Origin of the sequence: Streptomyces sp. NBC_00239 (genome assembly GCF_036194065.1) — a bacterium.
Taxonomy (GTDB): domain Bacteria; phylum Actinomycetota; class Actinomycetes; order Streptomycetales; family Streptomycetaceae; genus Streptomyces.
This window is the reverse complement of sequence record NZ_CP108095.1, coordinates 669,642-695,149: the sequence shown is the minus strand read 5'-3', so window position 1 is coordinate 695,149 and position 25,508 is coordinate 669,642. Positions and strand designations below refer to the sequence as shown.

The 25,508-nt window shown below is 72.6% G+C and carries 20 protein-coding genes, 1 tRNA gene and 1 pseudogene; 9 read left to right on the top strand and 13 right to left on the bottom strand.

The genetic code is table 11. The features are described 5' to 3' along the window. Positions 1-130 precede the first annotated feature (130 nt). A complete protein-coding gene (locus OG764_RS03140; RefSeq protein ID WP_328966821.1) occupies positions 131-649 on the bottom strand; it encodes a DUF5709 domain-containing protein in 519 nt (172 codons plus the stop codon). A 273-nt stretch (positions 650-922) separates the two neighbouring features. On the opposite strand from OG764_RS03140, the gene OG764_RS03135 reads away from it, so the two are divergent. After that, positions 923-1,195 (top strand): SH3 domain-containing protein, encoded by a 273-nt coding sequence (locus OG764_RS03135; RefSeq protein WP_328966820.1) that lies wholly within the window; start codon positions 923-925, stop codon positions 1,193-1,195. Positions 1,196-1,247: 52 nt separating this feature from the next. Here OG764_RS03135 and OG764_RS03130 read toward each other — a convergent pair whose 3' ends face one another. Both OG764_RS03130 and OG764_RS03125 read right to left on the bottom strand, forming a co-directional pair. After that, positions 1,248-2,138 (bottom strand): oxygenase MpaB family protein, encoded by an 891-nt coding sequence (locus OG764_RS03130; RefSeq protein ID WP_328966819.1) that lies wholly within the window; start codon positions 2,136-2,138, stop codon positions 1,248-1,250. A 276-nt stretch (positions 2,139-2,414) separates the two neighbouring features. Further along, on the bottom strand, positions 2,415-2,681 hold the full coding sequence (locus OG764_RS03125) for a protealysin inhibitor emfourin (RefSeq protein WP_328966818.1): 267 nt from the start codon (positions 2,679-2,681) through the stop codon (positions 2,415-2,417). 940 nt (positions 2,682-3,621) lie between these two features. Between OG764_RS03125 and OG764_RS03120 the strand changes: the two genes are divergently transcribed. Beyond that, the gene (locus tag OG764_RS03120) at positions 3,622-5,784 is read left to right on the top strand and encodes a SpoIIE family protein phosphatase (protein WP_328966817.1); all 2,163 of its coding nucleotides are present in this window, start codon (positions 3,622-3,624) and stop codon (positions 5,782-5,784) included. Between the two features lie 25 nt (positions 5,785-5,809). Here the strand turns inward: OG764_RS03120 and OG764_RS03115 are convergent, their stop codons facing one another. Both OG764_RS03115 and OG764_RS03110 read right to left on the bottom strand, forming a co-directional pair. After that, positions 5,810-6,208: a hypothetical protein gene (locus OG764_RS03115; RefSeq protein WP_328966816.1), complete on the bottom strand. Its 399-nt coding sequence runs from the start codon at positions 6,206-6,208 to the stop codon at positions 5,810-5,812. A gap of 17 nt (positions 6,209-6,225) precedes the next feature. Continuing rightward, entirely contained in the window at positions 6,226-6,501 is a 276-nt protein-coding gene (locus OG764_RS03110) for an isoamylase early set domain-containing protein (protein ID WP_328966815.1), read from the bottom strand. A gap of 207 nt (positions 6,502-6,708) precedes the next feature. Here OG764_RS03110 and OG764_RS03105 point away from each other — a divergent pair, with 207 nt between their 5' ends. Beyond that, positions 6,709-6,903 carry a hypothetical protein gene (locus OG764_RS03105; protein WP_328966814.1) on the top strand — a complete coding sequence of 65 codons (195 nt, stop codon included), beginning with the start codon at positions 6,709-6,711 and terminating at the stop codon, positions 6,901-6,903. Between the two features lie 162 nt (positions 6,904-7,065). Here the strand turns inward: OG764_RS03105 and OG764_RS03100 are convergent, their stop codons facing one another. Continuing rightward, complete coding sequence (locus tag OG764_RS03100; protein WP_328966813.1) at positions 7,066-8,271, bottom strand: hypothetical protein; 1,206 nt, start codon at positions 8,269-8,271, stop codon at positions 7,066-7,068. A gap of 87 nt (positions 8,272-8,358) precedes the next feature. Next, positions 8,359-8,793, bottom strand: a complete 435-nt coding sequence (locus tag OG764_RS03095; RefSeq protein ID WP_328966812.1) for a CU044_2847 family protein — start codon at positions 8,791-8,793, stop codon at positions 8,359-8,361. 60 nt (positions 8,794-8,853) lie between these two features. On the opposite strand from OG764_RS03095, the gene OG764_RS03090 reads away from it, so the two are divergent. Continuing rightward, complete coding sequence (locus tag OG764_RS03090; RefSeq protein ID WP_328966811.1) at positions 8,854-10,068, top strand: hypothetical protein; 1,215 nt, start codon at positions 8,854-8,856, stop codon at positions 10,066-10,068. Here OG764_RS03090 and OG764_RS03085 read toward each other — a convergent pair. The 3 genes from OG764_RS03085 to OG764_RS03075 all read right to left on the bottom strand — a co-directional run bounded on the left by OG764_RS03085 (position 10,058) and on the right by OG764_RS03075 (position 14,119). Next, complete coding sequence (locus OG764_RS03085; protein WP_328966810.1) at positions 10,058-10,708, bottom strand: NUDIX domain-containing protein; 651 nt, start codon at positions 10,706-10,708, stop codon at positions 10,058-10,060. The two genes, OG764_RS03090 and OG764_RS03085, sit on opposite strands and share 11 nt — an antisense overlap. Positions 10,709-10,809: 101 nt before the next feature. After that, entirely contained in the window at positions 10,810-13,812 is a 3,003-nt protein-coding gene (locus OG764_RS03080) for a trypsin-like serine peptidase (RefSeq protein WP_328966809.1), read from the bottom strand. A 233-nt stretch (positions 13,813-14,045) separates the two neighbouring features. Further along, positions 14,046-14,119, bottom strand: a tRNA-Met gene (locus tag OG764_RS03075). Between the two features lie 233 nt (positions 14,120-14,352). On the opposite strand from OG764_RS03075, the gene OG764_RS03070 reads away from it, so the two are divergent. After that, positions 14,353-15,396, top strand: a complete 1,044-nt coding sequence (locus tag OG764_RS03070; protein ID WP_328966808.1) for a LacI family DNA-binding transcriptional regulator — start codon at positions 14,353-14,355, stop codon at positions 15,394-15,396. Between the two features lie 71 nt (positions 15,397-15,467). Here the strand turns inward: OG764_RS03070 and OG764_RS03065 are convergent. Then, a pseudogene (locus OG764_RS03065) lies at positions 15,468-15,656 on the bottom strand (cellulose binding domain-containing protein); the annotation flags it as partial. Between the two features lie 43 nt (positions 15,657-15,699). Beyond that, positions 15,700-17,238, bottom strand: coding sequence for a cellulase family glycosylhydrolase (locus OG764_RS03060; RefSeq protein WP_328966807.1), 1,539 nt, complete (start codon positions 17,236-17,238; stop codon positions 15,700-15,702). Between the two features lie 454 nt (positions 17,239-17,692). On the opposite strand from OG764_RS03060, the gene OG764_RS03055 reads away from it, so the two are divergent. After that, positions 17,693-19,585 (top strand): GMC family oxidoreductase, encoded by a 1,893-nt coding sequence (locus OG764_RS03055; protein ID WP_328966806.1) that lies wholly within the window; start codon positions 17,693-17,695, stop codon positions 19,583-19,585. A 216-nt stretch (positions 19,586-19,801) separates the two neighbouring features. Next, entirely contained in the window at positions 19,802-20,047 is a 246-nt protein-coding gene (locus tag OG764_RS03050) for a hypothetical protein (protein ID WP_328966805.1), read from the top strand. Between the two features lie 130 nt (positions 20,048-20,177). Here the strand turns inward: OG764_RS03050 and katG are convergent, their stop codons facing one another. Next, positions 20,178-22,367, bottom strand: a complete 2,190-nt coding sequence (gene katG, locus OG764_RS03045; RefSeq protein WP_328966804.1) for a catalase/peroxidase HPI — start codon at positions 22,365-22,367, stop codon at positions 20,178-20,180. Between the two features lie 338 nt (positions 22,368-22,705). Between katG and lanKC the strand changes: the two genes are divergently transcribed. Both lanKC and OG764_RS03035 read left to right on the top strand, forming a co-directional pair. Beyond that, positions 22,706-25,342, top strand: a complete 2,637-nt coding sequence (gene lanKC / locus OG764_RS03040; RefSeq protein WP_328966803.1) for a class III lanthionine synthetase LanKC — start codon at positions 22,706-22,708, stop codon at positions 25,340-25,342. Further along, complete coding sequence (locus tag OG764_RS03035) at positions 25,339-25,479, top strand: SapB/AmfS family lanthipeptide (protein WP_328966802.1); 141 nt, start codon at positions 25,339-25,341, stop codon at positions 25,477-25,479. The genes lanKC and OG764_RS03035 overlap by 4 nt, the downstream gene beginning before the upstream one ends. Positions 25,480-25,508 lie beyond the last annotated feature (29 nt).

The following is a 25,508-nucleotide window of genomic DNA, read 5'->3' as shown; positions in this document are numbered from 1 at the left end:
GGACGGCGGCGCAAACCCCGCCACGAAGGCCGAACGGAACCGCGCCTCTTCCAGGCGGTGACGGGCGCGCCCGTCACCACCCGCACACCTCGCGCCTGCCCGGCCGGCCGTGACTCAACCAGCTGTCTCTTCACCGCTCCATCGGTTCCTCGTCCTCGATCACGTGCATGGCGGCCTCCTCCGCCGAGGCGGCGCCGCCGTCGATCCCGGTGTCCCGGGCCCTGACCGGGCCCGCCTCGTCGGGCGGAGCCAGCCGGCCGGCCCGCTCCCGGCCCGCCGTGGACGTGTCGCCACCCGGGTCGCGGGTGATGTCCTCGCCGCCGTCGCCGTCCCGGTCCCCGTCGGCGGCCCCGCTCCAGTCGTCGCCCGGGTCCGTCTCCGACCTCGGCTCGTCCTCGAACACGGCGGTGGGGTCCGGCTCCTGCTGGGCGAGCCGCTGGTCGAGGGTCTCGCCGGCGTGCTGTTCCGCGGCCGTGGTGCCGTACCGTGCGGCCACCAGGGGCCGGTCGGGGGGCGAGTAACCGGTGTCCAGGGTGTCGTCCTGGTCCGGCTCCCCGAGGGCGTTCTGCATGTCCGGCTGGGACTCGCCGGGCTCCGCCTCCGCCTGCGGCTGATAGACGTCGTCGCCTTGGTTCTCGCTGCTGCGCATCGCCGTAGCCTCCTCGGGGCGTGGTGCGGCCGGGACGGCAGGCCGTCCCGTGCCCTCGAATCGAGCATGTGCCTTTCCACGGGCGCAGGCCAAACCGGCCCCACCGGCGGCCGGCCGAGCCCGGCGTCCCCTCCGAAGCGTGACGCCCGGCCGCCGGTCGGGGCATGCCCCGCACGCCTGCGGCCGCCCGGCGGGATTGGGCCCTACCGTGCGAGAAACCCGCCCGCACGCCGGACGCGGCAACCCCGCTCCGGCGCTCCCCTGGAGGTCATGATGCCCAGTCCGTCCCAGCCGTTCGGCACCGTCGTCAGCACCGCCGGCGTCAACCTGCGCAAATACCCGAGCACGGACTCGTCCGTCGTCGGCGAGCTGAGCCACGGCGCGCAGGTGGGTCTGCACAGCAAGGTGCACGCCCAGGCCGTCGACGGCAACAGCATCTGGTACCTGCTGCGCGACAAGGCCGCATGGGTTTCCGCCCGGCACGTCGACAACACCGGGACGGTGCCGCTCTCCAAGGACGTCGAACCGGCCGCTCCGCAGGGCTGACGGCCGAAGCCGGCTCTTCCGCGATCCGAAAGCCGGCCCGGGGCGGTGGCCGTCAGCCGCCGGGGTCCGGTGGCGGGCGGCGCATCGCCCAGCGGATGGTGCCGGTGACGGCCGCGCCGGCGGGCCGTACGCACCAGTGCTCGGCCCGCGGGAGCAGGGGAAGGCCCAGGGGCTCGCGGGCCCAGGGCGGCAGCAGGGCCGCCGAGGCCGCCGCCAGCATCGCGTACGGCACGCGCGCCGGCCACGGCAGCGGCGGCCGGAGCATGAGGAAGCGGGTCGCCGCACGGGCCTCCTCGGTCCCGCGCAGCTCGGGCCGGTAGCCGTCGATGCGCTCGGCGAGCTCGCCCGTGGTGAGGGGCGGGCTGAAGACGCCCAGCGCCCGCCCGACCCGGGCCGCGGCGGCGACGTACGCGTCGCACTCGTCCGCGGCCAGGGGTGCGGCGCCGTACTGCCGGTAGGCCCGCAGGAAGCTGTCCACCTCCGCGATGTGCACCCATTCGAGGAGGTGCGGGTCGTCGGCGCGGTACGGCTCCCCGTCCGGGGTGCGGCCGCGCACGCGTGCGTGGACGGCCCGTACGTGGTCCACCGCCCGCTGCGCGTCCTCGGCCGTACCGAACGTGGTGAACGCGAGGAAGGTGCTGGTGCGCTGGAGGCGGCCCCACGGATCCCCGCGGTAGCCGGAGTGCGCCGCGACCGCGGCCATCGCCCGCGGGTGCAGCGACTGCAGGAGCAGGGCGCTCAGCCCGCCGACGAACATCGAGGCGTCGCCGTGCACCCGGCGGATGGGCTCGTCGGGGGCGAACCATCTGGGGCCGGGGGTGTCGTGGATCCGGGTCCGGTTCTCCGGGCCGTGCGGGCCGGCGACGCGCCGGAAGAGCGCGTCGCCGAGGCGGTCACGGGCCCGCAGCGTCACCAGTCCGTCCAGCTTTCCCGACCGGTTCACGATTCAAGTGTCACTCCGGCGGGCCGTTCGGGACAGTCGCCGTCGGCGACCGGGACCGCACGTCCCCTCGTCGGCGGGTCCGCGCGGATGCCCGCGACCGGATCCACCGCCCGCCTCCAGGCAGTCAAGGACTCCCTGCGCGGCCGCGGCCGGGCACCCTGACCCGGGCTGTTCCGCCGACGGCCCCCGGCGCATCGCGCGCCGGGGGCCGCCGCATCGAGGCCTTCCACGGATCGGTTCTGCCGCCGACGCGCCGGTCGGGCGACAGGGGCTGCGTCAGGCGCCCTCCTCCAGGACGGCCCTGATCAACTGCCTCTGGTTCTCGGTGAGATACGGGTCGTGTAACTCCATGACCTTCCCGTCGACGTGCACGACGTAGTGGTAGCCGTCGGCCACCGGCGGCTGGTCGACCGACCGGTCGTCGCTGAGGGCCCGCTCGGCCAACAGCTCCAACTCGGCGCGGTCGGCCCGGCATTCCGTGGTCACGGCGCCCTGGCGCTCCTGGCCCGCGAACCCGCCGGTGCGTGTCACGGTGATCAGCATGCTGGAACCTCCTTGTCGTCGCCGTGCCGCCCGGTCGGCTGACCCGGCGGCCGCGGCGCGGCTGTGTCGGACACCGACTCGCCTGCCCCGCCGTCTCGTTCACGGACACCGGGTCGGCTCCTCGGTGTGAAGACGGCCGAAAACCGTCGCCTCGCGGCGCGAGGGCGGTCCGGCGCGGAGGGCTGCCCGTCACTCGGCAACCCTCGCTGCTGGGCCGCTCGGCCCGGCAACGGGGGTCGACGGCTGCCGTCGGGGTCCGCGGCCCGAGGGTGGTGGTCCGAGCACCGCCGCCGGGGGCTTGCCGGGATCGCGGCCCGTTGCCCCGGCTGGGGAGGGAGCCGGGGTCCGGGCGCCCGGGCGCCGCGCGGATCCCGAGCGGCAGTCGTTCCGGGGCCGACCGCCTCGGCCGCGTCGGTGATCGTGCCGCCGCGCGGCTCCGGCCGGCAGGAGCCCGGCCGCGTACGATCGCGGGCTCCGCTGTCCACGCGTGTGACCCGTTCGCGCGCGGGCAAACATCCCGCGGGCCGATCGTTCTGAAGCTCCGTCAAAAAGCGCTCAGCGAACAGCCGATACGGTGCCGCCCGGCAACCCCGGGGTGCGTGCGGACGGCCCTGGCTCCCGCGGCGTCGGGGTTTCCGGCATGTCCTCGCCGCACGACCCCCACAGATCCGGCCCGCCCGACCGCCCGGCCGGATTCCGGGCGGCGACGGCCGGGGCTCCCCGCTGGCCGGTCATGCCCGCGATCACTGGCCGTTTCGGGCGTATTCTCACCATATGAGCGCCGGGAGCCGTGTGCGGGAGAGGAACCCCCTCCCCCCGCTCTTCGCAACCGTTGCCGTGCGCAGCCGACACCGTACTCCTCCCCCCGCGACCCTCGGGACGGCCGTCACCGGAGGAGCCCCGCGGGATCGGTCCGCGCCCGGCCGGACGGGGAGGTGTGGTGGCCGACAGGGGTGACGAGCCCGGTCCCGCAGGACTGCTGGACGCAGCCCTCGCCGACACGGTCCGCCGCACCGGGGCCTCGGCCGGCGGCCTCTACCTGCTCGACGAGGCCGCGGGCGTCCTGGGCCTCCTGGTGCTGTCCGGAGTCCCGGCGGAGGTGATCTGGCCCTGGCGTCGGGTGCCACTGAGCGTGTCGGTCCCCGTGAGCGACGCGGTCCGCGAGGACCGGCTGGTGTGGGTGGGATCCCAGGACGAGCTGGCCCGCGCCTATCCGCGCGCCGCAGCCAGCCTGCCGTACCGGTTCGCGGTCGCGGCGGCCCCGCTCCCGGGCCGGAACCGGTGCTGGGGAGCCCTGCTCCTGCTGTGGCCCGCCAGCCATCCGGCCGACGCCACGGCCCGCGAGCGGAGCCACATCCGCTCCGCCGCCCGGCGCATCGCCCGCGACCTGGACGACACCGCCGTCCTGCCGGCCCTCCCCGACGAGCCCCGCATCGTTCCCGCCGGCGCACCCGCGCACACGCGAACCGGGCTGCCCCAGGCCGCGGCGGACTACGCCGAGCGCCTCCCCGAGGGCGCTCTCGCCCTCGACCTGGAGGGCCGGATCACCTTCCTGACCGCCACGGCCGCATCGCTGCTCGGCGCCGACGCCACCCGGCTGCTCGGAACCCGCCCCTGGCAGTCCCTGCCCTGGCTGGACAACGGAATCGTCGAAGACCACTACCGCACGGCCGTCATCAGCCGCGACCCGGTCGCCTTCACCACCCTGCGCCCCCCGGACACCGTCCTGCACCTCCAGCTCTACCCCGACGCCAGCGGCATCAGCGTCCGCATCACCCGCGCCCCGGCCCGCGACGACGACCGGAGCGGGACCACTCGCCCGCACCCGCCCCCGTCGGCGCACCCGCAGCCGGCCGGCCCCGGCAGCCCCCCGAGCTCCGGGACCGCGCAGGCCGGACGGCTGTACCAGCTGGTCCACCTGGCGGCCGCGCTGACCGAGACCGTCGCCGTCCGCGACGTCGTCGAACTCGTCGCCGACCAGATCCTTCCCGCGTTCGGCGCCGACGGCCTGGTCCTGTCCGCCGCGGAAGCGGGCCGCCTCCAGATCACCGGCTACCACGGCTACACCCAGGAGACCATCGACCGCCTCGACGGCCTGCCCCTGGACACCGACCTCACCCCCGCCGGGCAGGTGCTCGCCGACGGCACCCCGTCGTTCTTCTCCAGCCCCGAGGAGATGGCCCGCCGCTACCCCGGCGCGCCGCGGATCAGCGGCAAAGAGGCATGGGCCTTCCTGCCGCTGATCGTCTCCGGCCGACCCGTCGGATGCTGCATCCTCTCCTACGACCGGCCCCGCGACTTCAGCGCCGACGAACGCGCCGTCCTGACCTCGCTCGCCGGGCTGATCGCCCAAGCCCTGGACCGCGCCCGCCTCTACGACGCCACCCGCGACCTCGCCCACGGCCTCCAGCAGGCGCTGCTGCCGCGGAACCTGCCGGACCTGCCGGGGCTGGAGACCGCCGCACGCTACCTGCCCGCCAGCCACGGCATGGAGATCGGCGGCGACTTCTACGACGTCATCCGCATCGACTCCACGACCGCCGCGGCCGTCATCGGCGACGTCCAAGGGCACAACGTCGCCGCCGCGGCCCTCATGGGCCAGGTCCGCACCGCCATCCACGCCACCGCGGGCGCACCGCCCGACCAGGTCCTCGCCCGCACCAACCGCGTCCTGGCCGACCTGGAGAGCGACCTCCTCGTCTCCTGCCTCTACGCCCACATCGACCTCGCCCGCAACGAGGTGACCCTGGCCAGCGCCGGTCACCCGCCGCCGCTCCTGCACCAGGCGGGCCGGCGGCCCGGCGTCGTACGGCTCGAACCCGGACCCCTGCTGGGCATCGACCCCGGCCACTCGTATCCGGTCACCGTCCTGCCGCTCGTTCCGGGGACCACCCTCGCCCTGTACACCGACGGTCTGGTCGAGGCACCCGGCACCGACCCCGGGCAGACCGCCGACGACCTCGCCCACCACCTCGCCCGGCACGGCGGGCAGGAACTCGAAGCCCTCATGGACGCGCTCCTGCGTCGCGCGCGACCCACCGGCCACTACACCGACGACATCGCCATGCTCCTCCTGCGCACCACCACCCCGCCGCCCGAATGACCGCGGGGAGACGGCCGGCCGGGCATCAACCCGCTCTGGACACCAGCTCCTGGTACTCGAGTTCGGAGTGCTCCGTCGCCTCGACGAACACCTCGACGCCGTCGAGGGCGTCCTTGAGCGCGCTGTAACCGGCGGCGCTCGCCGCCCGCTGCGCGGCATCGGCACGTGCGGGACACCAGGAGATCATCACCACGGTGTTCCGCCGCGTCCCGTCCGGATCGGCAAAGGGCAGGTCGTACACCACGAACACCGGATCGGAGACCGGTACGGCGGCCAGCAACTCGTCGTGGGTCACGTTCCCTTGGAAAGCGACGACGAGTGCGTCCATCGCGTCGGTGAACCGGTAGATCACCGTGTTGATTTCCCGCTTGGCCTTCAGATCCTGGAACGCGCTGACGCAGCTGTCGTCCACGGCGATGTTCACGGCGGTCCCTTCCGATCTCATGTCCGGAGCCGGCTGTTGACGCCGTCGTGACCGTCGGCGCTCTCGTCGTCGAACCAGTAGTCGCCGGCGGCCAGGTACCGGAAGGAGTGCTCGCCCTTGCCCGGCAGGGTGACGGTGGCCGCGCGAGTGCCGTCCGTACGGGGAACCAGGGGGTGGGTCCCGGGCCGCCACTCGTTGAAGTCGCCGACCACGCTGACCGGACCGGGCGGTGTGTCGGCGGGGAGGACGAAGGTGATCTCGGTGCGGTCCTCGCGCGGCTTTCGTTCCAGCATGGACGGGCTCCTGGACGCTTGTGGGGAGTGAAGGTGACCGGACCATCCTCGGCACCGGGCGGTCCCGCCGCATTCCGAAGCGGCCACCCGGGCCTGCACGCCCCTCATCGACGAACACTGTCCGTAGTCGAAATGGTGCGAACTGTGACCACATGTGTCAGCGTGGTGACGGAGGAACCGATTCGTCCCAGCAAAGGAGTTGCCGTCATGGGCGGTATGCAGGACAAGCGCCAGGAACCGGGCAAGGGCCGCGAGGAACAGCGGCGTCCGCAGCGCCCCGGCCAGGACCCCGTGCACGCCGAGCCCGGCCGGCCGTCCCGTCAGCCGCAGCCCGGCGAGAAGACGAGCCGCCGCGAGGAGGACCTCCTGCGCGAACAGGACCTGAGCGACGAGAACATGTAACCCACGCAGCACCCCACGCACCCAGAGCCCGGCCGGGGCACGTAGTCACCCCGGCCGGGCTCTGTCGGCTCCCGGGCGCTCCCGAGGCCGGCGGTGCTGCCGAGGTCATGGGGGCGCGTGCTCACACTCCGACCGCATCTCACGATCCCCGAGCATGTGCTCCTACCGGCACACCAGCCGGTCGCGCGGATCGACCGCGGTGTCCGGCCGGGCCGGGGCGGACGGATCCGGGGCGCCGGCCCCCTCGGTGACGGCGAAGGAGAGGTGCCGTGCGTCCGGGACGGCGGTGCCCACGTCAAGGCACGCGCCGAGGCGTCCCGTGACCGGGTCCTCGTCCAGTCCGAAGCGCATGAGGCGGGTCACGCCCCGGAGGTGGACCCACTCCCTGCCGTCCGCGGGGCGGAACGCCCGCTCGAACGCGTCGCGAAGCCAGTGGCTGAACTCCTGAACGGCCTCGCCCAGTACGGGGAGGTCCGGCGGGAGGCCGCGGCGCACCCGGGCCAGTTCCTGCACCATGGCGTTCCTGGCCGGCTGCGCCACGGTCTCCAGGACGAGGTCCACGGGCAGGCGGGAGAGCAGGAAGGGGTCGAGCAGGGCCGCGGGGAGCGCGTCCTGGGTGAGCAGCCGCCGACTCTCGCGCGCGGGCAGGTCGCGCCCTTCCCGCGGTCTGGCCACCCCCGTGCCCAGGACGAGGGGCAGCGCACCGCGGTACGCGTCGATGGCCCAGTCGTCCAGGGACTGAAGCGCCAGAACGACACCCGTGTGCTGCTGCCGTGTCCCCGCGGAGCGGTAGGACGCGATCCACGAGCGCAGCTCGATGTGCAGGAGCTGCGGCTGCTCCGCCACCCACTGCCGGGCGTCGGACAACGCGGACCGGACGGGTCCCGTCGCGCCGTCGAGGGCGGCACCGATGCGGGACAGCACACCCCCGCGGAACGCCTCGCCGACCTCCGCGACGTCGTACGGGACGGCATGCGCCGAAGCGAGGGCGTCCAGGTGACTGACGTACGCCCGGGGCGGAACGTTGTTGACCTGCCTGCGGGCGTGTTCGTCGCGAATGCCGAGCAGGGTGCTCCCCTTGCGCTGCGCCACCCTGACGCGGCCCTCCCGCAACAGCGGCGCGAGGTCCGAGAGCACCGCGTCCCGCTGGAGCCGCGGTGCTCCACTTCCGTCGTCGTGCTCTCCCGGCGAGATCAGGCACCGGAAGTACTTGTTGTTGAGGCTCTGCGAGTCCCCGACCAGCAGGGCGTCGGCGAGGAGTACGTGCAGCAGCACTCTGGAGCGCAGATCCGCGGCGTAGGCCAGCGGCCCGACGGGGTTCGGCTCGACATCGGAGAGGTAGATCCGTTCCACATGGCCGTCAGGCACGTCCGGGCCCATCGTTTCCCCCTTCGTTCAGAGCGGATGGCGCCCCGGGCCGGCACGCGGTCTGCCGCACGGCGGTGCGACCACGGCTCACTCCGCGGCGCCCGGAGCGCCGGCGGTCTCCGGAACACGCGCGGTTTCGGCCGCGCCGGCGGGCTCTGCGGTCTCGGCGGGCTCCGGGGTCTCCGCGGACTCGGCGGACTGTGCTGAGGCGACCGCGTCGCCGTTCCTGCGCCACGTGGCGGACACCTTCAGGGTCGCCTTTCCCCCCGATGCCGTCACGACGCTCACGAGGAGGCCGGACTTCAGGGACAGCTCGATGCCGAACTCGAGCGTCAGCTCGTCCGGAGCGGCGCTCCTCAACCCGGACCGCACCGTGGCGACGACCGTCGCCAACGTCTCCGGAAGGTCGTCCAGACGGTGCCGGACGCCGGTGAACGAGGTGTCCCGGGGGCCTCCCTCGTCCTCGACGCGCACCCACAACGTCCCGCCGTCCGGGGTCTGGACCTCGACAATCTCCGACATGGCTCTCCCTCGTGCGCTAGGGTCCCCCGGCAGGGGGTGGACGGCGTGAACGATCGCTTGGTGGAGAACGTCTATCTGTCGGATGTGGAGCCCCATTCCGCCGCGCCGATCGACGGCGCAGCGGATCTGCGGGCCCGGATTCTCCTGCACGTGCTGTTCTGCGACACACTACTTATCGGCGATTCGCAGAGTCTCAACAATCGTTATTTCCGAACCCTGGTGACGGATCATCAGGTAAATGTCCAGGCTGATGCCCACGTCGAAGGGCCGGGACTGCGCGATCTGGCACCACTCCTGACGGAGGGTCATATCCGTGTGGCGCTGCGCACGGGGTCGACGTTCCACGACATCCGGAACGCGCACGCGGCCAAGAACGTCGACAACGTACCGAGCCCGGCCTACGTGGACGAGCTACAGGCGATGACGAGCGGACGGGTGCTGCCGTACGACGGTGCGGTCGTCTCGGCCGCCTTCAAGTCGGGTGTGCTGGAGCGGATCGAGCGGGCGCTGGAACACGCCCGAGGCGAGGCGCGCCCCACGCTCCGGGCCGCCCTCGAATGGGGCCGCGGGCAAGAGCCGCTGGAGTACAAGGCGATCCGCGACTGGCTGTCCGAGCACCGCACCGGCCGCCCGCACGCCAGCGCCGACGTCGTGCTCGCCCTGCAGTCGATTGACCAATGGGCGGGGGAGTCCTATCGGCAAGCGCTCCCGCGGGCGCTCGGGGCCGCCGTGGCCGGCCCGCGCGACGAGGCGGATCTCATCCCGACGGCCCGGCGCCAACCACTGCTGGAACGAACCGGGTTGGCTCCGGCCCTGCTCGACGGCCTGCTGCTGTCCCTGCTCCCGGTGGACGTGCTCCTCGATGCGGTCGCGCAGCACGCGCGCAACGCGCTGCTGGGAGAACTCGCCCGGATGCGCCGGGGGCAGCGGCCGGACGCGGCCGTTCTCGGCGCCGCGACCGAAGAGTTCAGTGCCTGGATGGCCGCGGCCTGCCGACGCGTGTTCCGCGACCGGGGCGGCCGGGCCTGGGCGCACCTCCAGGGAGAGGACCGCCTCATGCGCTTCGGCCTGGAGGAGGATCCCGCGGAGGGTCGACTGGGCGCCGGCCTGGAAGTGGCGCACTCTTCCGGCGGCCGGACGGGGGCGCTCTCGTTCCACGTCCTCAGCAGTGCAGCGGGCGGCCCCGGAGCAGCGGGTACGGGGCCGGCCGGCGTGCCCCGGCCCCGGCGCCCGCACCAGGACCTGGACCCGCTGCACCGGTTGGTCACCCTCTGACGGCGCCGGGCGCGCAGGGAACGTCCGGAGAGGGTTGGCCAGCGACGGCGGGGGCCCCCTCGGGGAAGGAGGCTCCCGTCCCGGCCGTCGCGACGGCGAAGGCGGCGATGGTGATGCCACAGGTGATGCGGCCCTCCCGGAGCCACTCGGCCATCGTGTCCCGTGACGCCCACACCGGACCGGCCACCGACTCCGACGCCTCGGGCCGCGCGGAGGACCGCCGCACCGGGTGCACCTCCGCCAGACAGACGTGCGTGTGCGTTCCGATCAGCCCGGTGTCGGCGTGCAGCCTGCCGATGCTCCGCACCGAGACCGCAACCAGCCCCGACTCCTCCTCCAGTTCCCGGGCGGCCGCGGCCTCCGGGGCCTCCCCCGGGGCACAGCCGCCACGGGGGAACTCCAGGGACACCGCCCCCACCGGATACCGGTACATGGGCAGGAGAGCCATCCCCTGTGGTCCCACGGGTACGACGACGACCCCCTGCTGGCTCCACTGCCACCGCAGGTACCGGCCCTCGGTCCCGCCGGGGAAGACGACCTCGTCGTCGTACAGGTGGCCGAAGCGATTGGCGTAGACCTCGACGGCGCGGTCCTGTCGGATCGGTGCCGGCGTGCCGGGTGCCGGGTGTTCGATGGGCATGGCTCTCCTGGAAGTCGTCCGGGCGGGCGGACGGGCGATCCCCGTCCGCCCGCTGCGCATGTGGTGCCGCCGCCCGCGCTCTCACGGGCTGTCGTGCCAGATCATGGTGCCTGGTGCGTGAGGGACTCCAACTGCGTCACCCATGTGACGCGCTCGTGGGAGAACTCGGCCAGCTCGGTGCAGAGTTCGGCCAGTGCCCGGAGCGAGCGCAGCCGCGTCTCCCGGTGGAGCGATCCCTTGCCCGGGAGCCCTCCGAGCAGCACCGCGGCTTCCCGCAGTACCAGATAGGCCTCACGGTACGCACCCGCCCTGATCAGGCCGCGGGCGTGCCGGTAGAGCGCGGTCGGCAGCCTGTCGAGGTAGCGCTCCGGCTGGCGTTCGGCGAGGTCCCTCACGAGCACGACCGCCTCGCCCCCCGTGTGCACCGCCTCACCGACCATTCCCGTGCGCTGCCGGCATTCCGCGAGCACTTCGAGACAGGTGAGGAGGACGTCCTGCTGGCGCACGCCCGGCAACGCCGCCCGGCACAGGTCCACGCTCCGGTGCGCCTCGTCCGCGGCCGCGTGGACCTGACCGTCCGTCAGTCGCAGCAGGGCGAGCGTGCTGAGCGCGGCCGCGGTGTTCAAGAGGAACACCTGGCGTGCGGCGGCGACCTGGCCGGTTCCGGGCGGCGTCTGCCCGAGCAGCTGCTCGTACAACGTGACCGCCGTCCTGCTCTCGGCGAGTGCGGCCGCGGTGCTGCCGGCACGGTGCAGCAGCAGGCTCAGGTTGTTGAGCGCCGTCGCGTACTCGGCCAGGTGCCGTCCGGTCCGCTGGACGAGGTCACGGCTGAGGTCGACCGCCTCGCGGGCGGCCCCCAGAGCGGTGTCGCGGCTGCCGACGTCGTCGTTGCGGAGGCTGTACCGGACGAGCCTGCGCAGCCGCAGGAGCTGCCGGTCCTCGGTGAAGTCGGCGTCTGCCGAGGCCAGCAGGCGGCCGAGGACCGCCACGGCGACCCCCGACAGGCCGGAAGGATAGTCCGGGAGGTGGCCGTCCACCGACTCGAGGAGTTCCCGGCCGGCGTCCGCCACGAACGGCAGGGCGAGCGAGGCGAGCGGCTCGGCGTGGGGGACCAGCCCACCGGTGATCGTCAGGGCGGGCAGCAGCACGTCCGGCCGCGCGGCGATCGCCTCTCGCAGGGCGCTGTCCAGTGCCCCGTGCGACGGGTGGGACTCGATCCGGCCCACGGCCGTGCAGCCGCGGGCACGGGCCAGGGTTTCCATCGTGTCCGCCGCTGCCGAAATCCGCACGGCCTGGGAACCGGAGGTGCTCGCGTCCAGGAGCTCCCCGAGGTATGCCGAGGCCCGGCCCGAACTCTCCGGCCGGTGCAGCACCCGGCGCACCAGGATCTCGCCGATCCGGTCCGGCTCCAGCGGAGCGACGCGGCCGTCCGGGGCGGGGTACAGCGCCCGGAGGCATGCGTGGACCCCGACCATGTGGACGGGCGGCATGCCGGGAAAGGCGGCGGCGTGGACACGGTGGAGCAGGTCGACGAGCGCGGGGCCGGCGAGCCCCTGGGCCAGGGTGGGGACGAGCAACAGCCCCTCGGACAGACGCGCACCGGTCGGGCCCGCCAACGCCGCCTGCCCCGGAAGTTCCGCGGCGACCAGGGCGTGCCAGCCGCGCAGTTCGTGGTCGCAGACGCGCTCCAGCGGGTCTCCCCGGTCGGGCCAGGTGTGCCCCTCGCGCAGGGTGAGTACGGCGTCCAGGGCGAGCGCGAGCACGTCCAGAACGGAGTCCTGCCACTCGGCGCGTGCTCCCAGGCGTCCCGGTGGGGAAAGCCATCCGCAGCCGAGGCGGTCGGCGAACACGGCGAACGCCCGCCGGGCCAGGGAAGCGTTGCCTTCCGTGTCGATGGTTCTGGGCAGGGCGACCACACTGGTCTCGGGCAGTACCGGGTCGTCGACCCGGCTGCGCAGGGCCTCGAAGAGCGGTTCGTCGGAACGTGCGAGGAGGAGCAGCCGCAGGCGCATGCGTTCGGGGCCGTACCGGTCCACGTGCTCCAGCAGCGCGACGATCTCCTCGATCCTGGCCTGGGCGTAGTCGAACACGACGAGCGCACTCAGCCCGACGTCCAGGGCCTCGCCCAGCTCCTCCAGCCACTGCCGACGCACGGGAGCGTCCTTCTGGACGAACCCGGCGATCCACCCCCGCCCCGTGAGGGCGCCGCACACCTCCGCGGCGAGCCTCGTCTTGCCGGCCCCACCCGGTGCGTGGAGCAGACGGAGCCGGTGCTCCGCGTCGCCCTCGCACCACGCCAGCAGATCCGCCAGCTCGGGGCGGTCCACGAAGGGCATGGTGCCGTGCGCGAGCAATTGGGCCGGGGTCGCCTGCGCGGCAGTGCCGCGCGGGTTCCGCCGGGCCCCGCGCGACGCCCCGAAGAGCACGCTCTGCCGACGGGCGCGGCCGAGGGCCGCGTCACACCATGGCGTACCCGGCACGTGAGCTCGGCCGTTGCGTTCGGCGAGGTCGGGGAAGTGCTCTCGGACGGCTCCCACCGGAACCAGCCAGCCGCCCTGGGGGCTGCGCTCGTCGCGGGATGCCTTGAGGACGCCGCAGACCCGGCCGGTGCGCAGGTCCAGCACCGGACCCCCGCTGAAGCCCTGGACGACGACGTCCCATTGCAGCCGCACGAAACGACTGCTCTGTCCGGCGACGACCAGGTGCAGGGTGTCGGGCTGCTCACCCGGCTCCAGGGTGTGCCTGCTGAAGCCGTGCACCACCACCTCGTGGCCGGGAAGCGGGGTCTCGTCGCCGAGCCAGACCCCGATGCCGGGCGCAGGGGTCCGCAGGCGCAGACACGCGAGGTCGGGGAAGCCGTGCACGGCTCCGGTGCCACGGCTCTCCGGCGCGGTCGCGATCACCTCGGCCTCGAGCGTCTCCGCACCGGTCAGCACCTGCGCGGAGGTCTGCCCGTGGACGACGTGTGCACACGTCAGCACCGTGTCCCCGGACACGAGGAACCCGGTGCCGAACCCCCCGCCCTCCGTGCGCACCATGACCACCTGCTCGCCGATCAGCCGGATCAGCTCACGCCTCCGCTCCGGCTCCTCGTCGGTCCCCATACCCCCACCCGCGTTGTGACGACGTGAGGACCCATGGCCGCCGGGCACTTGGGGCCGCGATCGTGCCCGCCCCCACCCGCCCGGCAGGCCGGTCCCCGTACTCGTCCGACCCTGCCCAACTCCGCCGCGTCCGAACCGGCACGCACTGCGCCGCGGGGCGAGAAGAGAGGACGCGGCGCACCCGGCACGACGAAAGGGCCCGGATCCTTGAGGATCCGGGCCCTTCCGGTGAGTAGCGGGGACAGGATTTGAACCTGCGACCTCTGGGTTATGAGCCCAGCGAGCTACCGAGCTGCTCCACCCCGCGTCGGTGAACCCAACCTTACGGCACTGCGGGACCGCCCGTGACCAGCCGCGGTCCGCTAGGGCGCCCTGCCGGCCTCTTCGCCTCCCCACGAACGTATTGGGAGCGCTCCCAATCGGGCGCGATCCGGCGTATCCTGTCCGGCGTCGACGGGAAGGGCCCCGCCCCGTCCCGCCCGATCGGCCGCGACCGGACCGGTGCGGAACGAGGTGTCGCACGAGGGGAGTCCGAGCGTCGTGAGCGGACCGCGGAACGGCAGACCCACCCTGGACGAGGTCGCGGCCCTGGCCGGCGTCGGCCGGGGCACGGTCTCCCGGGCGATCAACGGCTCGCCGGGGGTGAGCGCGCGGGCCCGGGCCGCCGTCGCCCGAGCCGTGAGCGACCTGGGGTACGTACCCAACCAGGCGGCCAGGGCGCTGGCCGGCAGCCGGACCGACGCGGTCGCGCTCGTCATCCCGGAGACCGAGGCCAGGCTGTTCGCGGAGCCGTACTTCCTCGGCCTGATCCGCGGCGTCAGCGCCGAACTCGCCATGTCCGACAAGCAGTTGTTGCTCACGCTGGTGCGGAGCGACCAGGAGCGGCAGCGCTTCGAGCAGTACCTGGCCGCCCGCCGGGTCGACGGCGTGCTCCTGGCATCCGTCCACGGCGACGATCCGCTGCCCGATCGGATCAGGGAGCTCGGGTTGCCCGTGGTCATGAACGGCCGACGCTCGGAGGCGGAACCCGTCGCCTACGTCGACTCCGACAACATCGGTGCGGGGCGGTCCGCCGTCGCCCACCTGGTGGGGCGCGGCCGGACGAGGATCGCGACCATCAGCGGGCCGTCGGACATGTACGTGGCCCGCGCCCGGCTGGGCGGCTACTTCGCGGGCCTCGCCGAGGGCGGGCTCGCGCTCGACCAAGCTCTCGTGGCCACCGGGGACTTCACCGAGGAGGGCGGCAGGGCGGCGATGCGCGAACTGCTGGAGCGCAGCCCCGACGTGGACGCGGTGTTCGCCGCCTCCGACGTGATGGCCGCGGGCGCGCTCGGCGTGTTGCGCGAGGCCGGGCGGCGGGTGCCCGACGACGTCGCCGTCGTCGGGGTCGACGACTCGACGGTTGCCCGCCTGGCGGACCCGCCGCTGACGAGCGTGCGCCAGCCGATCGAGGAGATGGGGCGCACGATGACCCGGCTGCTGTTGCGGAAGATCGCGCGGACGTCCGGGGAGGACGGCTCCGCGGCGGCGCGGGAGCCGCGCCGGATCCTTCCGACGGAACTGATCGTGCGCGACTCCTCGTGAGGACCGGGCCGGCGTGAGGGCCGGCTCGCGTGAGGACCGGGCCGCGTGAGGACCGGGCCCGCGTGAGGATGGGGCGGAGGCGTGGTCGGCGGTGTCGTGGGCGGTGTCGTCGGGGGAGTGGTCGGGTCGGTGGCGCCGTGGCAGGTGACGCCCTTCAGCTTGAACGTCGCGGGCACGGCGTTCGTGCCGCTGCGCGAGCCGTTGAAGCCGAAGGACGTCGAACCGCCCGTGGCCAGCGACCCGTTGTACGAGACGCTTCTGGAGGTCACGTCCTTGCCCTGCGGCTCACCTGGTGGATGCCTTTCAGTTCAGGGAGCGCAGGCGGTCGCGCAGCCCGATGCCGAATGAGGTGGGGGTGCCGTCGTACGAGGTGATCAGAGCGGGACCGGAGTTGCAGTTCCAGGTGTTCCAGGTCCAGCCCAGATACGAGAGGGCCCGGGCGTCGAACCAGTTCATGACGCGGTCGATGAACCCGTGTCCGCAGGTGTTCTCGCCGATCTCGCCGGCCACCAGGGGGACCCGGGCGGCAATCGGGGCGAGGGTCGAGTCCCAACAGGCTTCGTTGGAACAGGCGTTGAAGTTGTAGACGTGCCAGGCCGCGGCCAGATTGCCCGTCGGGTCGGTGGGGGAGTGGGTGAGCCACTGGCTCAGGTCGTTGGAGTACGCGATGCCGGGGACCAGCACGAGGTTGCGGGCGCCGGTCGCGCGGACGGCGTCCACCAGGTCCTGCATGCCGGCGACCTCGTAGCCGATGCCCTGGCACGTGCCGCCGTCGCGCCAGCAGGCCCAGGCCTGGCCGGTGGTGGATGTCGCGCGGTCGGGATACGGCTCGTTGAACAGATCGAAGACGACCCGCCGGTCGTTCTTGAAGGTGTTCGCCACCGAGGTCCAGAACTGCGGGGCGTACCGGGCGTCGGGCATCGGTTTCTGGCAGGAGGCGTGGACGTCGGCGCACCCCGAGGAATTGCCGGTGTACTGGCCGTACGTCCAGTGCAGTTCGACGACCGGGGTCATGCCCCGGGCGAGGACCCGGCCGACCAGGCCCTTGACGGCTTCGGCGTAAGCGGCGCCCCGGTACTCGGGTTTGATGTTGTCGAGGCCGAGCCAGCACTCCTCGTTGAGGGGGATGCGGACGGTGTTGGCCTTCCAGTCCGCGATGGCACGCACCGAGGCGTCGTCGACGGGGCCGTCGAAGATGCCGTTTCCCTGGACGCACATGAACTCGCCGCCGGAGCGGTTGACTCCGAGCAGGCGGCGGGTCGCGCCGTTCTGGTCGGTGAGGCGGTTTCCGATGACGCTCAGTTCGGGCGCTCCGGGGACCGGGTCGGTGGGATCGGTCGGCCCGGTGGGTGTGGGCGTGGGTGTGGACGTGGGCGTGGGCGTGGGTGTGGGTGCGGGTGCGGTGGGTGTGGGGTCGGGGCCCGGGCCGGTGTCGCAGGGCGTTCCGTTGAGGGTGAAGCCGCGGGGTGCCGTGTTGGCGCCCGACCACGAGGCGATGAAACCGGCCGTCACGCTCGCGCCGGTGCCGAGCGTGGCGTTCCAGCTCTCGTTGGCGGCCGTGACGGCCGCCCCGGTCTGGGACCACTTGGCGCCCCAGCCCTGGGCGACGGTCTGACCCGCGGGGAAGTCGAAGCCGAGGCTCCAGCCGGTCAGCGCGGCACCGTTGTTGGTGACGGTGAGCGCACCCTGGAATCCGCCGGCCCACTGGCCGGCGACCGAGTACTGCACCGTGCACGAGGGCGCGGCGGCTCCTGAGGCCGTACCCATGGCGGCGAACGCACTGCTCGCCAGGACGAGCGCTGCCCCTGAGAGCAGCGCGAAAAGACGCGGGGGATGTCGCATGAGCGACTCCTTGCAGCGAGGGCGCGCTCTCACGGCGCGCCGACTGACGGAATCGCTCCCACTGGTTGGGCCCGACCGTAGCGGCAACCGGCGCCAAGGAAAAGAGGAGTTGGCGGATTCGGTCGTGGTATGCCTTCAACTCTTCGCGCATCTTGACGCGGGTCCGTCCCGTCTGCACAGTGGGAGCGCTCCCACTGGTTCAAGGATCGTGCTCAAGCTCTTCGCACGCCGCACGCCGCACGCCGCACGCCGCACGCCGCACGCCGCCGACCGAATCGAACGCGAGCGGGAACGTTTTAGCACGTCAAATTGGCCGTCGGGGCCCGGATGGTCCTGAGTTTCGAACGCGGAAGGCCGGAATCCTCCTCGCATGGGTGATCATTTGTGGGCCGCTCGGCCCTAATCCGACCGCCGCCGCTCGTCACGGTGCGTGAACGGTCGCTAAGGGTGGGCCATGACATACGCATCCCCCGTCCCTTCGCCCGGCCCCGGACGCCGTGCGGTCCTCGGCACCGCCGTCGGCGCGGCACTGGCCGGCACCGCCGCTCTGCCGGCCGCGAAGGCGGCCGTCGCCCGCGCCGCTCTCCCCGGCGCGGACCTGCCCGACGAGGTCGAGTACCTCGTGATCGGATCGGGCCCGGGAGGCGGCAGCGTCGCCGCGAACCTCGCCGAAGCCGGACACTCGGTCCTGGTCCTGGAAGCGGGCCCGCCCCAGGGCAACCAGACGTACTACGAGGTCCCTTCGTTCAACCTCAAGGCCGCCCGCGATCCCGAGGTCAGCTGGGACATGTGGGTGCGCCACTACACCGACGACGCCGCACACGGCAGCCAGTGGGTCCCGGGCAGGGGCGTCCTCTACCCGCGTGCCGCGACCCTCGGCGGCTGCACCGCACACAACGCCATGATCCTCATGTACCCCGAGCACTCGGACTGGGCGTACATCCGGGACCTGACCGGGGACCGGGGATGGGACCCGCAGACCATGTGGGACGTGCACTGGAAGAAGGTGCTGTCCTGGCAACACGTCGAACGGTCGAGCCCGTTGCTGGCCCTGCGCGACCCGTTCCTCGACGCCATGGCGCTGGGAGCGAACACCGAGCCGCTGCCCGCGGGGGCGGTGGCCTCCCCGTTCGACCCCGACGTGAACTCCAAGGCGAACGTCGACCGCAGCGCCCAAGGCGTGTTCGCGACCCCGATGACCGCGCTCGCCGGGCGTCGCCACGCCGTCCGAGAGCGCCTGCTCGACGTCCAGGCCCGCCATCCCACCCGCCTGACCCTGGCCACCGACGCCCTCGCCGAACGGATCGTGTGCGAGGACGCGGGCGGGGCCCTGCGGGCCACCGCGGTGGAGTTCCTGGTCGGCCGGCACCTCTACGGCGCGTTCGCGGACGCCCGACCGCTCGGCGAGGCCGAGCGCGCGTCCCTGCGCCGCACCGTGCGCGTCACCCGTGAAGTGGTGGTCGCGGGCGGCGCCTTCAACACCCCCCAGCTGCTGATGCTGTCGGGGATCGGCCCCCGCGACCACCTCACGGCCCGTGGCATCACACCCGTCCTCGACCTGCCCGGTGTGGGCGGCAACCTGCAGGACCGGTACGAGGTCTCCGTGGTCTCCGAGCTCCGGCACGACCTCGCGGCCATCGCCGCGTGCGAGTTCCGCGACCGGGACGATCCCTGCCTGACGGAGTGGCGCGACCCGCTGAGGCGGCGTGCCGCCCCGTACGCCTCCAACGGGATCGCCACCGGGATCAAGCGGCGGTACTCGCGCGGCTCGGCCCACCCGGAGCTGTTCGTCTTCGCCGCACCCGGCAACTTCGCCGGATACGTACCGGGCTTCGACACCAAGGCGGTCAAGGACAAGCGGCACGTCAGCTGGCTGGTCCTCAAGGGCTACGCGGCCAACCGCTCCGGGACCGTACGACTGGCCTCGGCCGACGCGACGGTCCAGCCGGACATCAACTTCCGCTCCATGGACGACGGCCGGGCCGGCGACGAGGACGTGGCGGCGATGATCGAAGCGGTCCGTTCGATCCGCAGCATGAACCGCAAGGTCGGCCTCGCCGATCCGATGACCGAGGTCGTCCCCGGCCCCCGCGTCGCGACGGACGCCCAGCTCGCCGCCTGGATCCGGCGTGAGGCCTGGGGCCACCACGCCTCGTGCACCACGGCCATCGGTCCGGCCGGCCGCGCCGGTTCGGTCCTGGACAGCCGGCTGCGCGTGCACGGCACGTCGAACCTCCGGGTCGTCGACGCCTCCGCCTTCCCCCGCATCCCGGGCCTGTTCCTGATGGCCTCCGTCCTCCTCCTGGCGGAGAAGGCCAGCCAGGACATCCTGACCGGCACCGCCTGAACCCGCCACCGCTCCGATCGAACCGGGGTACACGCTGCGGTGCGGTCGGTCACCGAGCGAAGGTCCCCTCCTGTCGGCATGCGGCGGACGCTCTCCCGGAGCACCCTGGTCGTGGAGCTGCCCGTCTCCTGACCGGTGGCCGGCAGGGAAGGACCGTCAGCCATGTTCGCGAGACTGAGCACCTACCAGGGATCACCCGTTCCTGCAGGGGGAGACATGACCGCGAATTCGGAAGCAGTGGTCGGTCAAGTCCGGGAGCTTCCGGGCTTCCGGGGCGTCTACTACCTGATCGACCGGGCTTCCGGCACGGCCGTATCGCTGACCCTGTGGGAGGACGAGCAGGCCATGCGGGCGAGCGAGGACCACGCCGCCCGCATCCGGGAGGAATCCGCACGGCGCGAAGGCCAGCAGATCGTCTCGGTCGAACACTTCGAGGTGGGGTTCAGCCACCTGGAGCCGTGACGGCGAAAGCGCGGCCGTCGGCTCCTTCCGGCACGGCCGGTCGTTGATGACGTCCCGGTCGGCCGACGCGCCGCGGCTGACGGGCGGCGGCCGACCGGGACATCGGGCTAGGGGTCGGGTCGGGTCGGGCTCAGGCGAGGTCGAACCGGTCGAGGTTCATCACCTTGTCCCACGCCCTGACGAAGTCGCGCACGAACTTCTCGCCCCCGTCCTTGGCGGCGTAGACCTCCGCGACGGCCCGGAGCTGGGAGTGCGCGCCGAAGACGAGGTCGACGGCGGTGGCGGTCCACTTGACCTCACCCGTGGCGCGGTCCCGGCCCTCGAAGACGTTCTCGGCCGAGGCCGACGCCTTCCACTCCGTGCCCATGTCGAGCAGGTTGACGAAGAAGTCGTTGGTCAGCGCCTGCGGCCGGTCGGTGAGGACGCCGTGCCGGGACTTCCCGTAGCCGGTGTCCAGGGCCCGCATGCCGCCGATCAGGACCGTCATCTCGGGCGCGGTCAGCGTCAGCAGGTTGGCCCGGTCGAGCAGGAGCGTCTCCGGCGACATCTTCTCGCCCGCCCGGAGGTAGTTGCGGAACCCGTCCGCCCGCGGTTCGAGTACCGCGAACGACTCCACGTCGGTCTGCTCCTGGGAGGCGTCCGTGCGCCCCGGCGCGAACGGCACCGTGATCGCGTGCCCGGCGTCCTTCGCGGCCTGCTCGACGGCCGCGCACCCGCCCAGGACGATCAGATCGGCGAGCGAAACCTTCGTGCCGCCGGCCTGCGACCCGTTGAAGTCCTGCCGGATCCGGTCGAGGACCTCCAGCGTCCCGGCCACTTCCGGCCCGTCGTTGACGGCCCAGTCCTTCTGCGGCGCGAGCCGGATCCGTGCCCCGTTGGCCCCGCCGCGCATGTCGGTGCCGCGGAAGCTCGCCGCCGCCGCCCACGCGGTGGTCACCAGCTGCGAGACGGGCAGCCCCGAGGCGAGGATCCGGTCCTTGAGGGCGGCGACGTCCGCGTCCGAGACGAGCGCGTGATCGACGTCGGGGACGGGGTCCTGCCACAGCTGAGGCTCGGGGATCCACGGGCCGAGGTAGCGCGAGATCGGCCCCATGTCGCGGTGCAACAGCTTGTACCACGCCTTGGCGAAGGCGTCCGCGAGCTTGTCCGGGTTCGCGTGGAAGTCCCTCGCGATGGGCCCGTAGACCGGATCCACCTTCAGCGCGAGGTCCGTCGTCAGCATCATGGGAGCGTGCCTCTTCGACGGATCGTGGGCGTCGGGCACGGTGCCCTCGGCCGCGGGATCCGTGGGAGTCCACTGCTGCGCCCCGGCCGGGCTCGTCGTCAGCTTCCAGTCGTAGCGGAACAGGTTGTCCAGGTAGCCGTTGTCCCACTTCGTCGGCTCGGAGGTCCACGCGCCCTCAAGCCCACTGGTGAGCGTGTCGGCGCCGCTTCCGGTGCCGTACGTGTTCCGCCATCCGAGGCCCTGCTGCTCGATCGGGCAGCCCTCGGGTTCCGGACCGATGTACTCGGAATCGACGGCGCCGTGGCATTTTCCGAACGTGTGACCGCCGATGATGAGCGCGGCCGTCTCCTCGTCGTTCATCGCCATGCGCCCGAACGTCTCGCGAATGTCCTTGGCCGCGGCCAAGGGGTCCGGATTGCCGTTGGGCCCCTCCGGATTGACGTAGATCAGGCCCATCTGGACTGCACCGAAAGGACCGGTGAGTTCCCTGTCGCCGCTGTAGCGCTCGTCTCCGAGCCAGGTGTCCTCGGGCCCCCAGAAGATTTCCTCCGGCTCCCAGATGTCCTCCCGACCGAAACCGAACCCGAACGTCTTGAAGCCCATGGATTCCATGGCGCAGTTTCCGGCGAAGACGAGAAGGTCGGCCCAGGAGATCTTCCGCCCGTACTTCTCCTTGACCGGCCACAGCAAACGGCGCGCCTTGTCGAGGCTCGCGTTGTCCGGCCAGCTGTTCAGCGGGGCGAAGCGCTGGGCGCCGGAGCCGCCACCGCCCCGGCCGTCGGCGATGCGGTACGTACCGGCCGCATGCCAGCTCATCCGGATGAAGAGCGGCCCGTAATGGCCGTAGTCGGCGGGCCACCAGTCCTGCGACGCCGTCATCACGGCGAAGACGTCCCGTTTCAGCGCATCGACGTCGAGGCCGGCGAATTCCGCCGCGTAGTCGAAGTCCTCATCCATCGGATTTGACCGCGGCGAGTGTTGATGGAGGACCTGGAGGTCGAGCTGATTCGGCCACCAGTCGCGATTGCTCCTGGGGCGAGTCGGCGCGACGGTCGGGGAGGGGATCGCTGGGTTCTCACTTTCGCTGCCGGACACGTCCGTCCTTCTTCCTGTCGCGGTGCTTCCGTCTTTTGGACGCTGGGGGCGCCGATAAACGCGCGTGCATCGGCGTCCGTATGGTCGCGCACCGCGGACGCCACTGCTACGCGAACACGCAGAGGTCAACGTCGTTCGGGTCCTGACCGAATGATCGATCCCTCTCCCGGCCCCCTGGTCCGGTCCCCTGGTCCGGCAGGCGGAGCCCTGAGACGGGTGAGTGGGAGCGGAGCCTCGTGACGTGTGAGTAATGCACACCCCATCGGTGACAGCCGTGACTGTCGCCGGATCCGCCGGGCGTGACACCTTCGAGTCTGCCGCCGACCGAGGGAGCAGGTGTGAACAAGGGGTACGCAGCATTCTGCGACGCCGACCGCTGGTTCTACGACGCGCCGTACCGGCGGGCGGGGCAGAGCTACCCGGAGGCCCTCGCCCCCGTCCCGTCCGGGTGGCGCTCGCACCGGGTCGGCGACTGGCTCGCACTGCGTCCCGCCGACGCCGAACTGCCCGCCCAGGGATGGAAGATCCACGTCTCGGCCACGCTCGACAACGCCGAGCAGCTGCTGACGACGGTGTACGCGTACTGCACCGCCCGGCGCATCGCCTTCAAGTTCATACCGAGCCGGTACCTGCTGCACCTGCGCAACGCCAAGTACGCCGACCGGGCCGCGAGCGGGAAGTTCATCACCGTGTACCCGGCCGACGAGCAGCAGTGCCGCCGCATCGCGGAAGACCTCGACGCCGCGCTGGCGGGGGCGGCCGGCCCGTACATCCTCAGCGACCTGCGATGGGGCGCCGGCCCCGTCCACCTGCGCTACGGCAGCTTCACCCTCCGGCACTGCTACGACGAGCACGGCGAGCTGGTCCCGGCGATCGAGACGCCGGACGGACGGCTCGTACCGGAGCGGCGCGGACCCGTCTTCCAGCCGCCCGAGTGGCTCGACCTGCCCGGATTCCTGGAGCCGCACCTCGCGGCGCGCTCCGCGGTCAACCTGACCGACGTCCCCTTCACGGTGGAGCGGGCGCTGCACTTCTCCAACGGCGGTGGCGTCTACGTCGGCAAGGACCGCCGCACCGGCGAGACCGTGGTCCTGAAGGAGGCCCGGCCGCACGCCGGGCTGGCGGCCGACGGCGCCGACGCCGTGACCCGGCTGCACCGCGAACAGGCGGCACTCGAAAGGCTGGCGGGCCTGGACTGCGTGCCCGCGGTGCGCGGCACGTTCGCCGTCGGCGACCACCGCTTCCTGGTACTCGAACACCTCGCCGGCAAGCCGCTCAACACCTACTTCGCCCGCCGCCACCCGCTGATCGAAGCGGACCCCGACCCCGCGGACCTCGCCTCGTACGCCCAGTGGGCCCTCACGATCCACCGGAAGGTCACCGAGGCCGTCGACGCCGTGCACGCCCGCGGCGTGGTCTTCAACGACCTGCACCTCTTCAACATCATGGTGGCGGAGGACGAGACGGGCGAACCGACCGTCGCACTGCTCGACTTCGAAGCAGCCGCGCACGTCGACGAAGGCCTGCGGCAGACCGTGGCCAACCCGGCCTTCGTCGCCCCGGCCGAGCGGCGCGGGTTCTCCGTGGACCGCTACGCCCTGGCCTGCCTGCGGCTCGCCCTGTTCCTCCCGCTGACCAGCCTGCTCGTCATGGACCGGGCCAAGGCCGTGCATCTGGCCGCCATCGCGGCCGAACAGTTCCCCGTACCGCGGCGGTTCTTCGACGAGGCCGTCGAGGAGATCCTGTCCGGAGTCCCGCAGGACGCACCGGGCGACCGCACGCCTCCGGCGGACGAGCCGTACCTGCCCGTCGAACCACGGCAATGGCCGGCCGCCCGTACGTCGATGTCCGCGGCGCTGCGCGCGAGCGCCACACCGGACCGCGAGGACCGCTTCGTCCCGGGCGACATCGCCCAGTTCGCGACCACCGGGGGAGGCATCGGCTTCGGCTACGGGATCTGCGGCGTACTCCACGCCCTGGCCGAAACCGGCGCCGGACCCTGGCCCGAGGCCGAGGAATGGCTGCTCGAACGGACCGGAGAACCGGCCTCGGGCACTCCGCTCGGCTTCTACGACGGCCTGGCCGGCACGGCCTGGACGCTGCACCGCCTCGGACACCACGACCGAGCCCTCGCCCTCGCCGACCGGCTGCTGCACCAGCCGTGGGAGAGCGCGGGCCCCGACCTGCACAGCGGACTCGCCGGCATCGGCCTGGCCCTGGACGCGCTCGGCACAGCGAGCGGCGACAGCACGCTGCACGCCGCGGCCCTGCGCTGCGCCGAACTGGTCGCCGCCCCCGAGCGGCAGCCCGCCCGCGCGGGACTGCTCCACGGCAACTCGGGCCCCGCCCTGCTCCTCGTGAGACTGTACGAGCGCACCGGCGACAAGGAACTCCTGGCCCAGGCCTCGCACGCGCTCCACCGCGACCTCGACCGCTGCGTCACCAGCGCCTACGGCACCCTCCAGGTGAACGAGGGCTGGCGCACGATGCCCTACCTCGGCGAGGGCAGCGTCGGCATCGGCATGGTGCTCGACGACTGGCTGGAGCACGGTCCGGACGACCGCTTCGAACAGGCCCGGCGCGAGATCGTACGGGCGGCGCAGGCCACCTTCTACGCCCAGCCCGGGCTGCTGCGCGGCGCCGCCGGGATGATCCTCCACCTGGCCCGGACCACCACACCCGGCCCCGGCACCGGGCCCGCGGCCATCGCCCGCCAGATCGACGCACTGGCCCGGCACGCCGTGCCCTACCAGGGGCATCTGGCCTTCCCCGGCGAGCAGATGATGCGGCTGTCCATGGACCTCGCCACGGGCACGGCCGGCGCTCTCCTCGCCCTCGGCAGCGCGGCGCCCGGCGGGCGCGCGCACCTGCCGTTCCTCCCGCCGCTGCGCGAGCGCGCGGCGGCCCCAGAGCCGGTCCCGTCCGGGGCCGTGACCCATCGCACCACTCGACAGAAGAAGAGGAATCAGACATGACGCTTCTTGACCTCCAGTCGATGGAGACCCCGAAGGAAGAGATCACCGAGGGCGCGATGTACGGCGGTGGCGGCGGCAGCCGGGCCAGCCTGCTGCTCTGCGGTGACAGCAGCCTGAGCATCACGACCTGTAACTGATCTAGGTCACCTCGGGCCCGGGCGCTCAG